General features: G+C 74.6%; 11 protein-coding genes. 7 read left to right on the top strand and 4 right to left on the bottom strand.

Annotation, left to right across the window (positions count from 1 at the left end):
* Positions 1 to 33: 33 nt before the first annotated feature.
* Positions 34 to 957: a LysR family transcriptional regulator gene (locus tag AF335_RS32125; RefSeq protein WP_102921956.1), complete on the top strand. Its 924-nt coding sequence runs from the start codon at positions 34 to 36 to the stop codon at positions 955 to 957.
* 151 nt (positions 958 to 1,108) lie between these two features.
* Here AF335_RS32125 and AF335_RS32120 read toward each other — a convergent pair whose 3' ends face one another.
* From AF335_RS32120 to AF335_RS32110, 3 genes are all read right to left on the bottom strand, one after another.
* Positions 1,109 to 1,813 carry a gamma-glutamyl-gamma-aminobutyrate hydrolase family protein gene (locus AF335_RS32120; RefSeq protein ID WP_102921955.1) on the bottom strand — a complete coding sequence of 235 codons (705 nt, stop codon included), beginning with the start codon at positions 1,811 to 1,813 and terminating at the stop codon, positions 1,109 to 1,111.
* A 31-nt stretch (positions 1,814 to 1,844) separates the two neighbouring features.
* Entirely contained in the window at positions 1,845 to 3,302 is a 1,458-nt protein-coding gene (eat, locus tag AF335_RS32115; RefSeq protein WP_102921954.1) for an ethanolamine permease, read from the bottom strand.
* Positions 3,303 to 3,474: 172 nt separating this feature from the next.
* Positions 3,475 to 4,203: a FadR/GntR family transcriptional regulator gene (locus tag AF335_RS32110; protein ID WP_102921953.1), complete on the bottom strand. Its 729-nt coding sequence runs from the start codon at positions 4,201 to 4,203 to the stop codon at positions 3,475 to 3,477.
* Between the two features lie 73 nt (positions 4,204 to 4,276).
* Here AF335_RS32110 and AF335_RS32105 point away from each other — a divergent pair, with 73 nt between their 5' ends.
* The 4 genes from AF335_RS32105 (at position 4,277) to AF335_RS32090 (ending at position 9,143) form a co-directional block, all read left to right on the top strand.
* Positions 4,277 to 5,644, top strand: coding sequence for a glutamine synthetase family protein (locus tag AF335_RS32105; protein ID WP_102921952.1), 1,368 nt, complete (start codon positions 4,277 to 4,279; stop codon positions 5,642 to 5,644).
* Between the two features lie 9 nt (positions 5,645 to 5,653).
* Positions 5,654 to 7,021, top strand: a complete 1,368-nt coding sequence (locus AF335_RS32100) for an aldehyde dehydrogenase family protein (RefSeq protein ID WP_102921951.1) — start codon at positions 5,654 to 5,656, stop codon at positions 7,019 to 7,021.
* Positions 7,018 to 7,803 (top strand): 3-oxoacyl-ACP reductase, encoded by a 786-nt coding sequence (locus AF335_RS32095; protein ID WP_102921950.1) that lies wholly within the window; start codon positions 7,018 to 7,020, stop codon positions 7,801 to 7,803. The genes AF335_RS32100 and AF335_RS32095 overlap by 4 nt, the downstream gene beginning before the upstream one ends.
* A gap of 77 nt (positions 7,804 to 7,880) precedes the next feature.
* Positions 7,881 to 9,143 carry an HAD family hydrolase gene (locus AF335_RS32090; RefSeq protein ID WP_102921949.1) on the top strand — a complete coding sequence of 421 codons (1,263 nt, stop codon included), beginning with the start codon at positions 7,881 to 7,883 and terminating at the stop codon, positions 9,141 to 9,143.
* A gap of 50 nt (positions 9,144 to 9,193) precedes the next feature.
* Here the strand turns inward: AF335_RS32090 and AF335_RS32085 are convergent, their stop codons facing one another.
* A complete protein-coding gene (locus AF335_RS32085) occupies positions 9,194 to 10,399 on the bottom strand; it encodes an amino acid deaminase/aldolase (protein WP_102921948.1) in 1,206 nt (401 codons plus the stop codon).
* Positions 10,400 to 10,614: 215 nt separating this feature from the next.
* Here AF335_RS32085 and AF335_RS32080 point away from each other — a divergent pair, with 215 nt between their 5' ends.
* Entirely contained in the window at positions 10,615 to 11,550 is a 936-nt protein-coding gene (locus tag AF335_RS32080; RefSeq protein WP_228773418.1) for a hypothetical protein, read from the top strand.
* A gap of 32 nt (positions 11,551 to 11,582) precedes the next feature.
* Positions 11,583 to 12,761, top strand: coding sequence for a type VII secretion-associated serine protease mycosin (gene mycP / locus AF335_RS32075; RefSeq protein WP_102922093.1), 1,179 nt, complete (start codon positions 11,583 to 11,585; stop codon positions 12,759 to 12,761).
* The last annotated feature ends 470 nt before the right edge of the window (positions 12,762 to 13,231 follow it).

Genomic DNA, 13,231 nt, shown 5'->3' with positions numbered 1-13,231 from the left:
GGCCATATGCCTATGAGGGCATAAGCTGGATTTATGACCGAGGAATGGCAGGCTCCGCTCGCCCACCGGGTGCCCGACCTCGGCGCCCTGGAACTGCTGCTCGCCGTGGCCCGGCTGGGGAGCCTGAGCCGGGCGGCGCGGGAGCTCGGCATCACCCAGCCAGCGGCCAGCGGCCGGCTGCGCGGCATGGAGCGGCTGCTGGGCGTGGCGCTCGTCGAGCGGTCCCCGCGCGGATCGCGGCTGACCGACGCCGGGGCGCTCGTCACGGACTGGGCCGGCCGGGTGGTGGAGGCCGCCGAGGCGTTCGACGCCGGGGCGCGGGCGCTGCGGACCCGGCGGGACTCCCGGCTGCGGGTCGCGGCCAGCATGACCATCGCGGAGTACCTGCTGCCCGGCTGGCTGATCGCGCTGCGCGGGCTGCGGCCGGACACGGCCGTGTCGCTGACCGCCGGGAACTCCGCGGCCGTCGCGGACCGGCTGCGCGCGGGAGAGGCCGACCTCGGCTTCGTCGAGGGCCTGGAGGTGCCGGCCGGTCTGGACGCGGTGGTCATCGGCCAGGACCGGCTGGTCGTCGTGGTGGCCCCGGGGCACCCGTGGGCCCGCCGCCGGGCCCCGCTGGCCGCGGCCGAGCTGGCGGCCACCCCGCTGATCCTCCGCGAACGGGGCTCGGGCACCCGCCAGGTCCTGGACGCGGCCCTGGCCGCGCACGGCGGCGCGGCGCCGCCGCTGCTGGAACTCGCGTCCACGACCGCGGCGAAGGGGGCGGCGGTGAGCGGGGCGGGGCCCTCGGTGCTGAGTGAGCTGGCGGTGGGGGAGGAGTTGGGGGTGCGGCGGCTGGTGGCCGTACCGCTGGAGTTTCCGCTGCGGCGGGAGTTGCGGGCCGTCTGGCCGGTGGGGCAGCGGCCCGCCGGTCCCGCGAGGGATCTGCTGAGCTTGACGCGGGGGCCGTCCGGCTGATCGCCGCCGCGGGCTTTTCCCCAGCCCCGCCCCTTCCCGAACCGGGGAGGTCCCCGGGCCCCCGTTCCGCGCTGACGCGCGGTGTCCTCAAACGCCGGACGGGCTGAATTTTCGCCCGGGTCGGCCTTTGCCGAAAGGCCGGGGTAACCGGTCAGCCGCCACTCGCCGCCCGCACCAGCCCCTCCATCAGCCGTACGTCGTCCCGTGCCTCCGGGTGCCACTGCACCCCCACCGCGAAGCGGTCCCCCGCGTACTCCAGGGCCTCCACCGTGCCGTCCTCCGCGTACGCCGTCGGGATCAGGCCCTCGCCCAGCCGGTCCACCGACTGGTGGTGGTGGGTGGCCACCTGGACCGCCTCGGGCAGCAGGCCGCCGGTGCGGGTGTCCGGGACCGGCTTGACCAGGTGGTCGGAGAAGGTGCCCGGCCGGGGGTTGTGGCCGTCGTGGCCCACCTCGTCCGGCAGGTGCTGGCAGAGCGTGCCGCCCGCGTGGATGTTCATCAGCTGCATCCCCCGGCAGATGCCGAGCACCGGCGTGCCACGCCGCAGGGCGGCGTCCAGCAGCGCCAGCTCCCAGCGGTCGCGCTCGGGGACCGGCCGTCCCGTGCGGGGGTGCGCGCTGTGGCCGTAGAGCGCCGGGTCCAGGTCCTCGCCGCCCGCGAGGACCAGGCCGTCCACCCGCCGGAGCACCGCCTCCGCGGCCGCCGGATCGTCCGGCGGCAGCAGGACGGCCAGGCCGCCCGCCCGCCGCGCGTACCGCGGATAGGTGGCGTGGACCAGGGCCGCCGGCGCGTCCCACGCTCCCCAGCGGGCCTGGACGAGGTAGGTGGTGAAGCCGATCAGCGGCTGCGTGCTCATGTACGTCGTGTCCTTCCTGGTAGGGGTCCGGTCATTCCCGGGCCAGCTCGGCCTCCGCGGCGGCGAGCGCCGCGAACTCCTCCTCCGGCGCGCTCGCCACCAGCCGGTGCCGGCTGTAGAAGCCGAAGTAGCCCGCGGCGAGGGCGTACACGCCCAGGGCGATGAACGCGGCGGTGACGTCCACCAGGAACGTCGCCACCAGCGCCGCGCACGCCAGCGCGAGCGCCACGGACGAGGTCAGCACGCCGCCCGGGGTGCGGTACGGGCGGGGCAGGTACGGCTCGCGCCGCCGCAGCACGATGTGGGAGAGCGCCATCAGCGCGTACGAGATCGTGGCGCCGAACACCGCGACGTTGAGCATGCGCGCCCCGTCGCCGGTCGCCGCGGCCAGCGCGAAGCCCAGCGCGCCGGGCACCAGCAGCCCGAGGTAGGGCGCCTTGCGGCGGCTGGTGAGGGAGAGGAAGCGGGGGAGGTAGCCGGCCCGGGAGAGCGCGAACAACTGCCGGGAGCCGGCGTAGATGAGGGAGAAGAAGGAGGCCACCAGGCCGGCCAGGCCCGCGTAGTTGACGATCCGGCCGAGCGTGGTGGGCCGGCCGTCGCTCTGGAGGGCGGCGACGAGGGGGTTGCCGGCGTCCTTCATGGCGTCCGCGCCGCCCGCACCGGTGGCGGCGAGGAAGGTCAGCAGGGCGAGGAGGAGCAGGATGCCCATCGAGGTGGCCATGGCCTTCGGCAGGGTCCGCGCCGGGTCCCGGGTCTCCTCGGCCGCCAGCGGCACCCCCTCGACGCCGAGGAAGAACCACATGCCGAACGGGAACGAGGCCCAGATGCCCAGCAGCCCGAACGGCAGCCAGGACGAGGCGCCGAAGGCGTCCCGGTCGACCGGGATGTCGTGCAGCCGCCCCGCGTCGAAGTCGGTGAACGCCCCCGCCGCGAAGATCAGCAGCGCGGCGACCGCGACCCCGGTCACCACGAAGCTGAACCGCAGGGCCTCGCCCACGCCCCACAGGTGGATACCGATGAACAGCACGAAGCAGGCCAGGTACACCGGCCAGGACGAGGTGAGCCCGAACAGGCCCAGGGACTCCACGTAGTCGCCGATGAAGAGCGAGATCGCCGCGGGCGCCAGGACGTACTCGATGAGGATCGCGGTGCCGGTGAGGAAGCCGCCCCAGGTGCCGAGGGCGCGGCGCGCGAAGCCGTAGCCGCCGCCCGCCGTGGGCAGCACGGAGGCCATCTCGGCGAGCGCGAAGACCATACAGGTGTACATCAGCCCCATCAGCACCGCGGCGACGGCGAGCCCGCCGAAACCCCCGTGCGCCAGGCCGAAGTTCCAGCCGGAGAAGTCGCCGGAGACGACGTACGCCACCCCGAGGCCGGTGAGCAGCAGCGGTCCCGCGCTGCCCCGCCGCAGGGTGCGCTTCTCCAGATAGGCGTCCTCGGGGGAGCGGGGCGTGGGCGGTGCGTCGGGGATCTCCGTACGGTCGGGCATGGGCCGCTCCTGCCTCGCGAGGGTAAAGGTTGTGCGGCATACCTTTGCCAGGCGGATATGGCCGAAGCAACCCTCTTGCGTAAAAGACTCGTTACTTGTGGCTGCTGCTCGACGGGTGCCCGACGGGTTGCCCGACGGGCGGCCGCCGGAAGCCCGCGCCCGCCCCGTCCCGCTACGAGAGGAAGCCCCGCAGGAGCGCCGCCGTCCCCGAGCAGTGCTCGCGCATGACCTCGCGCGCACCGCCCGCGTCCCCGGCCAGCACCGCCCCCACCAGCGAGGTGTGCTGCGCCTGCGAATGTTCCAAGTTACGCACGAGCAGGGGGATGCAGTCCAGCAATTCATTCACCGTGGCCCGGACGGCGGCGTACTGGGTGGTGAGCGTCGGGGAGCCGGAGAGCTCCATCAGCGTCAGGTGGAACCGGGTGTCCACCCGCCGGTATTCGGCCAACGGGGCGTCGTGCGTGGCGTCCAGGGCCGCCCGCAGCCGGGCCGCGCCCGCCTCGTCCAGGCCGTGCGCGGCGCACAGCCCGGCCGCGCCCACCTCCAGCACCTCACGGAAGCGGAGGGTGTCCTCCAGGTCCACCTCCGCGACCCGCCGCCGCAGTTCGGCCGTGCCCGCCCCGGCCGACGCCGCACGGCCGCACACGAACGTCCCGCCGTAACGGCCCCGCCTGCTCTCCACCAGCCCCTGGTCCTGGAGCACCTTGAGCACCTCGCGCAGCGTCACCCGGCTGATCCGCATCCGCAGGGCCAGTTCCCGCTCGGCCGGCAGGCGTTCGCCGGCCGGTACCAGGCCGAGGCGGACGATCTGGAGTATCTGCTCCAGGGCCTCCTCGAAGCCGCTGCCCACGCGGACCGGCCGCAGCACCGGCGCCAGCCGGTCCGCCGAACTCCCGTCCATCGGGACCCCTTCCCAATCAATGGTCTACGGGCCTACCTTAAGGGCTCCGGTCACACCGACAGGAGGCTTCACTGTGGCAGACCGCACGCCCCCGCTCAGCGTCGACGAGCTCCGCGCTCTGGTCGACAGCGGGGAGATCGACACTGTCGTCCTCGCCTTCACCGACATGCAGGGCAGGCTCCAGGGAAAGCGGTTCGCCGCCAGGTTCTTCCTCGACGACGCGCTCGAACACGGCACGGAGGGCTGCAACTACCTCCTCGCCGTGGACACCGACATGAACACCGTCGACGGCTACGCCATGTCGTCCTGGGAGCGCGGCTACGGCGACTTCGCCATGCGCCCCGACCTCGGCACGCTCCGCCGCACCCCCTGGAACCCCGGCACCGCCCTCGTCACCGCCGACCTCGCCTGGCACGACGGCACCCCCGTCCTCGCCTCGCCCCGGCAGATACTCCGGCGCCAGCTCGACCGCCTGGCCGAGCGGGGCTGGAGCGCCCACGTCGGCACCGAGCTGGAGTTCATGGTCTTCAAGGACACCTATGAGGACGCCTGGAACCGTGGCTACCGCGGTATGACCCCGGCCAACCAGTACAACGTGGACTACTCCGTCCTCGGCACCGGCCGCGTCGAACCCCTGCTGCGCCGCATCCGCAACGAGATGGGCGCCGCCGGCATGACCGTCGAGTCGGCCAAGGGCGAGTGCAACCTCGGCCAGCACGAGATCGCCTTCCGCTACGACGAGGCGCTGACCACCTGCGACCAGCACTCCGTCTACAAGACGGGAGCCAAGGAGATCGCCGCCCAGGAGGGCTCGGCGCTCACCTTCATGGCCAAGTACGACGAGCGCGAGGGCAACTCCTGCCATATCCACCTCTCGCTGCGCGATGAGTCCGGCCGGCCCGTCCTCGCCGACGACGAGGGCCCGTACGGCATGTCGGCCACCATGCGGCACTTCCTCGCCGGACAGCTCGCCGCCCTGCGCGACTTCACCCTCCTCTACGCCCCGAACATCAACTCCTACAAGCGGTTCCGCCCCGGCTCCTTCGCCCCCACCGCCGTCGCCTGGGGACCCGACAACCGCACCTGCGCGCTGCGCGTCGTCGGCCGGGGCCACTCCCACCGCTTCGAGAACCGCCTGCCCGGCGGCGATGTGAACCCCTACCTCGCCGTCGCCGGAATGATCGCCGCCGGACTCCACGGCATCGAGCACGAGCTGGAACCGCCCGAGGCGTGCACCGGCAACGCCTACACCGGCGACGCCGCCCATGTGCCGGCGACCCTGCGCGAGGCCGCCGGCCTGTGGGAGGCCAGCCCCATCGCCCGCGCCGCGTTCGGCGACGAGGTCGTGGAGCACTACCTCCACATGGCGCGCGTCGAGCAGGAGGCGTACGACACCGCCGTCACGGACTGGGAGCGCTACCGCTCCTTCGAGCGCATGTAAGGGAACGTCTTGTACGAGCACCACATCGTCAACCCGGCGACGGAGGAACACCTCGCCACCGTCCCGGACGCCACCCCGCGGGACGTCGACGCCGCCGTCGCCCGCGCCGCCGCGGCCCAGCGGGCATGGGCGGCCCTCGCCCCCGGCGACCGGGCCCGGCAGCTGCGCCGCTTCGCCGCCGCCGTCGACGCGCACCTGGAGGAGCTGGCGCTGCTGGAGGTCGCCGAGGCCGGCCACCCCATCGGCAACGCCCGCTGGGAGGCGGGCAACGTCCGCGACCTCCTGGACTACGCCGCCGGGGGAGCGGAACGGCTCAACGGCGCCCAGATCCCCGTCGCCGGCGGACTCAACGTCACCTTCCACGAACCCCTCGGCGTCGTCGCCGTCATCGCCCCGTGGAACTTCCCGCTGCCCATCGCCGGCTGGGGCCTCGCCCCCGCCCTCGCCGCGGGCAACGCCGTCCTCCTCAAGCCCGCCGAGACCACCCCGCTCACCGCCCTCCGGCTGGCCGAGCTCGCCCTGGCCGCCGGACTGCCCGAGGGCCTCTTCCAGGTCCTGCCCGGGGCCGGACCCGTCGTGGGCGGCGCGCTCGTGGAGCACCCCGGCGTCGCCAAGGTCGTCTTCACCGGCTCCACCGCCGTCGGCAAACAGATCATGGCGAGCTGCGCCGAGCGGGTGAAGCGGGTGACCCTCGAACTCGGCGGCAAGAGCCCCAACATCGTCTTCGCCGACGCCGACGTCGAGGCGGCGGCCGCCGCCGCACCCGGCTCCTTCCTCGACAACACCGGCCAGGACTGCTGCGCCCGCAGCCGCATCCTCGTCCAGCGCACCGTCTACGACCGCTTCATGGAACTCCTGGAACCGGCCGTCAAGGCGTTCGCGGTCGGCGACCCCACCGACCCGGCCACCCGGATGGGCCCGCTGATCTCCGCCGCGCACCGGGAGCGCGTACGGTCCTACGTCCCCGAGTCCGCCCCCGCCGCCATCCGCGGCGAGGCCCCGGCGGGCAAGGGCTTCTGGTACCCCGCGACGGTCCTGGAGGGCGCCCCGGACGACCGCGTCGCCACCGAGGAGATCTTCGGTCCCATCGCCGTCGTCATCCCCTTCGAGGACGAGGCCGACGCCGTCCGGATCGCCGACGCCACCGACTACGGGCTCTCCGGCTCGATCTGGACCCGCGACATCGGCCGCGCCCTGCGCGTCTCCCGCGCCGTCTCCGCGGGCAACCTCTCCGTCAACTCCCACAGCAGCGTCCGCTACTGGACCCCGTTCGGCGGCTTCAAGCAGTCCGGCCTCGGCCGCGAACTGGGCCCCGACGCGCTGACCGCCTTCACCGACACCAAGAACGTGTTCATCAGCACAGAGGAGCCCAAGTGACCGACCAGACCCCCGTGTGCCGCCGGCTCGTCGGCCGCACCGCCGTCATCACGGGCGCCGGCAGCGGCATCGGCCTGGCCACCGCCCGCCGCCTCGCCTCCGAGGGCGCGAACGTCGTCTGCGCCGACATCGACGACAAGGCCGGCAAGGCCGCCGCCGAGGAGGTCGGCGGGCTCTTCGTCCAGGTCGACGTCACCGACCCCGAGCAGGTCGAGGCGCTCTTCAGGACCGCCTTCGACACCTACGGCTCCGTCGACGTCGCCTTCAACAACGCGGGCATCTCCCCGCCGGACGACGACTCCATCCTCACCACCGGCCTCGACGCCTGGAAGCGCGTCCAGGAGGTCAACCTCACCTCCGTCTTCCTCTGCTGCAAGGCGGCGCTGCCCTACATGCGGCGCCAGGGCAGGGGCTCCATCATCAACACCGCCTCCTTCGTCGCCGTGATGGGCGCCGCCACCTCGCAGATCAGCTACACCGCCTCCAAGGGCGGCGTCCTCGCCATGTCCCGCGAGCTCGGCGTGCAGTTCGCCCGCGAGGGCATCCGCGTCAACGCCCTCTGCCCCGGGCCCGTGAACACCCCGCTGCTCAAGGAGCTCTTCGCCAAGGACCCGGAGCGCGCCGCCCGCCGCCTGGTGCACGTCCCCGTCGGCCGGTTCGCCGAGCCCGAGGAGATGGCCGCCGCCGTCGCCTTCCTCGCCAGTGACGACTCCTCCTTCGTCAACGCCGCCGAGTTCCTCGTGGACGGTGGCATCGCGGGCGCCTATGTGACCCCTGTGTAAGGTCCATGATCAAGCGCCGGGGCGGGCCACCCGCCGGCCCCGGTGTGTCCTGCCACCCCTCGCACGTAAGAGAACGCATGCGCAAGAAGCCCGCCATCGTCGTCGGCCTCCTGGCCGCCGCGGCCCTCGCCACCACGGTCCCCGCCACCGCCGCACCGGCCCACTCGTCCCGCGCCAAGTGCCCCCGGCTCGACAAGAGCCTCACCTGGGCCGGTGACAACCGCGCCAAGCTGCAGAAGATGATCGACGAGCGGGGCACCTGCTCCGGCAAGGGCGGCCCCCGCCCCGTCGCCGCCTTCGACTGGGACAACACCGTCGTCAAGAACGACATCACGGACGCGACCCTCGCCTGGGCCCTCAAGCACGACAAGATCCTCCGGCCCAAGAGCTGGCGGGACACCAGCGCCTGGCTCACCCCGGCCGCCGACAAGGCCCTCACCAAGGCGTGCGGCACCGAGGTGCGCGCCGGCCGGCCGCTGCCCACCTCGAAGAACGCCGCCTGCGCCGACGAGATCTTCGAGATCCGCGAGAAGTCGCAGACGATGGCCGGCGAGGCCGCCTTCGCCGGCGACTGGAACCACCGCCGCACGGTGCCCGCGTACGCCTGGATCCCCCAGCTGTTCGCCGGCCACACCCCGGGGCAGCTCACCTCCTTCGCCAAGAAGGCGCGCGCCGAGCAGCTCGCCGCGCCGGTCGGTGCCAAGCAGACCGTCGGCACCCACACCCTGGCCGGCTACGTCCGCTACTACGACCAGCAGAAGGACCTGATCCGCACCCTCAAGGCGGCCGGCTTCGACGTCTACATCGTCTCCGCCTCCTCCGAGCCCATCGCCGAGGCGTGGTCCAGCGGCGTCGGCCTCGACCGCGATCACACCATCGGCATCCGCAGCATCACCAAGCACGGCCGTCTCACCACGGAGATCAAGGGCTGCGGCGGCGTCGAGACCGGCCGGGGCGACGCGCTGCCCTACATGGACGGCAAGCGCTGCATGATCAACCAGGAGATCTTCAAGATCAAGGGCGCGGCCGCCTGGCAGAAGCAGGACTTCGCGCACCGCATCGCCCTCGGCGCGGGCGACGCCGACACCGACGTCACCTTCGTCGACGACGCCACCGGCGCCCACGTCGCCATCAACCGCAACAAGTCCGAGCTGATGTGCCGGGCCTTCGACGACGCGGACGGCCGCTGGGTGGCCAACCCGATGTTCATCGACCCGCTGCCGCGCAAGTCCGGCGCCTACCCGTGCGCCACCACCGGCGCCACGCACCCCGACGGCACGCACGGCCCCGTGCGGCGCGCCGACGGCTCGGTCATCCCGGACCAGCTCGACCGGGTCTGACCGGGCACGGGAGCCGGCGGGCATCGGTGCCGCCGGCTCCCGGGCGGGGGTCAGACGAACGTCCGGCCCTCGCCCCGGTACGTGGGGACCGTCGCCACCACCCGGTCGCCGTCGACGAGGTGCAGCGCCTCGAAGCGCTCGCACAGCTCGCCCGCCTTGGCGTGCCGGAACCACACCTTGTCGCCCATCAGCAGGTCGTCCGCGGGCGGCCCGGCCAGCGGGGTCTGCACCTCGCCCGCGCCCTCCCGCCCGTCGAGCCGCAGCCCGGCCGGCAGCCACGGCCGCGGCAGCCGGTCCCGGCCCGCGGCCCCCGAGGCCGGATAGCCGCCGCCCGTCACCGTCACCACGCCCGGCCCCGGGCGGCGCACCACCGGCAGCGCGAAGAGCGCCGCCGGACGGGCCCGGAAGGACGTGTAGTGGTCGAACAGCCGGGGCGCGAACAGCCCCGACCCGGCGGCGACCTCCGTCACCGCCGCTTCCGCCGCGGTGTGCTGCACACTGCCCGTACCGCCGCCGTTGACGAACTCCAGCTCCGCCACGGCCCGTACGGCCCGCACCGCCTCGGCCCGGCGCACCGCCAGCTCCCGGCGGGCCGCCGCCTGGACCAGCCGCACCGCGCCGGACCGCACCGGCCGGCCCGCGACCGCGTCCGCCACACCCGCGATGTGCGCCTCGTACGCCATCAGCCCCACCAACCGGAAGCCGGGCCGCCGCTCGACCAGCCGCGCCAGCTCCGCCAGCCCCGCCGGGGAGTGCACCGGCGAGCGCAGGGCGCCTATCCGCACCCGCCCGCCCAGTAGCCGCAGCGAGGTGTCCAACTCCAGGCAGACCCGCACCTCTTCACGGCCCGCGCGCGCCGCGTCGATCAGCGTCAGCTGGGCCGGGTCGTCCACCATGACGGTCACGGCGGCCGCCACCTTGGGATCCGACGTCAGCTCGGCGAACGCCGCCCGGTCGGCCGACGGATACGCCAGCAGGACGTCCTCGAACCCCGAACGCGCCAGCCACACCGACTCCGCGAGCGAATGGCTCATCACCCCCGCGAACCCGTCCCGCTCCAGCACCCGCTCCAGCAGCGCCCGGCAGCGCACCGACTTGCTGGCCACCCGGACGGGCTTCCCCCGCGCCCGCCGCACCAGGTCCTCGGCGTTGGCGTCGAACGCCCGGACGTCCACCACGGCCAGCGGCGCGTCGAGGGAGGCGGTGGCCCGGTCGTAGCGGGCCCGGTCGGCGGTACGGGCGGGAGCAGCCGGCATGGCCGCAGCCTGCCAGACCACCCTGCCGCCCGGTAGGGGTCAGGTGGGGGAGAACGCGGCCGGCGGGCGGGACCGGATGGTCTTCGGCACCGCCCGCCCCGTAAAGTGGCGGGCACGCCGTGGGCCGTGCGCCACGGCGCGATGTCCGGATACGAACCGGCCTGTCCCGAAGGGCGATCGGGCACGGCGCGCCAGCTCGCGAGGGAGAGCGCAGGTTGAGCACCGAAGCGGACCCCAGGCCGTCGTCCGCTCGCGCGTTGGCCGAACGGCGGCCGTCCGTACCCGCGCAGGCCCTCCCCGTGCACCCGCCACGCACCGCCCCGCTGCCCGCCTCCCTCTTCCCCGATCCGCGTGGCACCGCCACGGAGCCCGCCGCCGGACCGGCGCCCGCCCGGGGCCCCGTCCGCACGGTCGCGGCGGCCGTCTGCCTCGCCCTCGGCGTCGGCCTGATCGGCGGCGCCGTGGCCGCCGGCCGGCAGGCGGAGGCCCCCGGCCGACAGTCCGCCGCGGAACGGGACTTCGCCCAGGGCCGCACCCTGTGGCGGACCGTCCCCGTCGACGAGCTCTTCCCCCGCAGCGTGCGCGCGCCCGGCGCGGGCCCCGGCGGCGCGGACCGCCGCTGGACGAGGGTCGGCGTCGCCCCCGACGGCGACTGCGCCGGAGCCTTCGACCCGCCGCTGGCCCGGGCCCTGGCCCCGGCGGGCTGCACCCGCCTGCTGCGGGCCACGTACACCGACGCCACGTCCACCACCGTGACCACGGTCGGCCTCCTCGTCACGGACACCGACGGGGCGGGCATGCGCGCCCTGCGCACCCGCTTCACCACCGAACGACTCGCCGAACGCACCGATCTGATGCCCCGCCCGTACGCGCCCCCCGGCACCGTCGCCGAGCGCTTCGGCGACGCGCAGCGCGTCAGCTGGCGTATCGGCGTCCTCACCGACGCCCCCGCCGTCGTCTACGCCGTGACGGGCTTCGCGGACGGCCGCACGGACATGCCTCCGCAACCGGCCGCGCAGGCCGTGACCCGCGGCGCGACCACGGCCCCGGCCCAGTCGGGCGCCGGCCACGACGCGTCGGCGCTGGCCGACCGGATGGAGGCGGCCCTGCGGCGGGCGCTGCGAGCGGGGACCCAGGAGGAGAGCCGGTGAGACGGCCCCGGCGTGCGGTCGGCCCCACGGCGGTGGGTGCGCGCCCGTCCGCGCGAGCCGCGACACGGCGGCTCCCCCGTGCCGCCGCCGCGCTCACCGCCGCCCTCGTCCTCGCCGTCCTGTCCGCCGGGCCCGCCGCGGCCGACGGGATACGGGTACAGGAATGGGCCCTCGACGCCCTGCACACCGAGGAGGCGTGGCGCACCACCAGGGGTACGGGCGTGACCGTCGCCGTGCTCGACACCGGCGTCGACGACGGGCACCCCGACCTCCAGGGGCAGGTGCTGCCCGGCAAGGACCTCATCGGCTTCGGAGCCGGACCGGGGGACCGGGCCTGGGCCCGGCACGGCACCGCCATGGCCGGCATCATCGCCGGCCGCGGGCACGGCGAGGGCCGCGCCGACGGTGTGCTCGGCGTCGCCCCCGAAGCGAAGATCCTCCCGGTCCGGGTGATCCTGGAGGACGGCGACCCGGCCCGCCCGAAGGCACGCGGCGCCCGGGGCTCCGCCCTCGCCGACGGCATCCGCTGGGCCGCCGACCACGGCGCCGACGTGATCAACCTGTCCCTCGGCGACGACAGCGCCACCGCGCACCCGGAGCCCCGCGAGGACGCCGCCGTCCAGTACGCCCTCGACAAGGGCGCCGTCGTCGTCGCCTCCGCCGGCAATGGCGGCGAACAGGGCGACCACGTCTCCTACCCGGCGGCCTACCCCGGGGTGATCGCGGTCACCGCCGTCGACCGCTACGGCAACCGCGCCCCGTTCTCGACCCGTCGCTGGTACGCCGCGGTCAGCGCCCCCGGCGTCGACGTCGTCATCGCGGACCCGGACCGCCGCTACTACGAGGGCTGGGGGACGAGCGCGGCGTCGGCCTTCGTCTCGGGCGCGGTGGCGCTGGTGCGCGCGGCGCATCCGGATCTGAGCCCCGCCCAGGTCCGCGAGCTGATCGTGACGACGGCCCGGGACACGCCACCGGGAGGCCGGAGCGATGCGCTGGGCGCGGGCCTGGTGGACCCGGCGGCGGCGATTGCCCGTGGCCCGGGGGCGGCACGGCCCCCGCGGGAGTACGCGGCCCGGTTCTTCGGGCCCGGCCCGCACGATCGCCGTCGGCTGGCGGAGACCAGCATGGCCACGGTCGCCCTGGCGGGCGGTGGGGGAGTGGTGCTCCTGGCCGCGGCGGTGGTGCTCTGGCGACGGCCGTCGCGTCGGTGACGGGTTCTGTGCCGGGTGCGGTGCCGCTGCGCTTGCGGGTTCTGTGCCGGGTGCGGCGTCGTTTCCCGCGGCGGGTCCGCTGCGGGTCCTTTGCCGGGTGCGGCGTCGTTTCCGCTGCGCGGGGCCGGGTCCGCTGCGCGGGGCTTTGAGGTCGGTGCCGGGCCGGAGGGGTGGTCGCCGGGCTGCTTCGCTTTACGCCCGGCGACCACCCCTCCGGCCCGTCCCCTCCTGCGGGTGGGTGGGGGGAAGACGGTGGGGGTTGAGCCGCGGTTGTCGGCTTGCGGTCACCACGGCTTGTTTTTTCCCACCCACTCACGGGAGGGGGTGGGGCGGAGCGGGTCCTTTCGGGACGTAAAGCGAAGCAGTCCCGAAAGGACCCGCGGAGGCCCGCCCCCGCACCGGTGCCACGCCCCGCGCAGCGGACCCGCCCGCGCAGCGGGAGACGGCGCCGCACGTGGCGGCAGGCAGTC

It is taken from the genome of Streptomyces eurocidicus, assembly GCF_002891295.1.
In the GTDB taxonomy this organism is placed as follows: domain Bacteria; phylum Actinomycetota; class Actinomycetes; order Streptomycetales; family Streptomycetaceae; genus Streptomyces; species Streptomyces eurocidicus.
The sequence above is the reverse complement of the archived record's forward strand: the minus strand, read 5'-3'. Positions and strand labels throughout refer to the sequence as shown.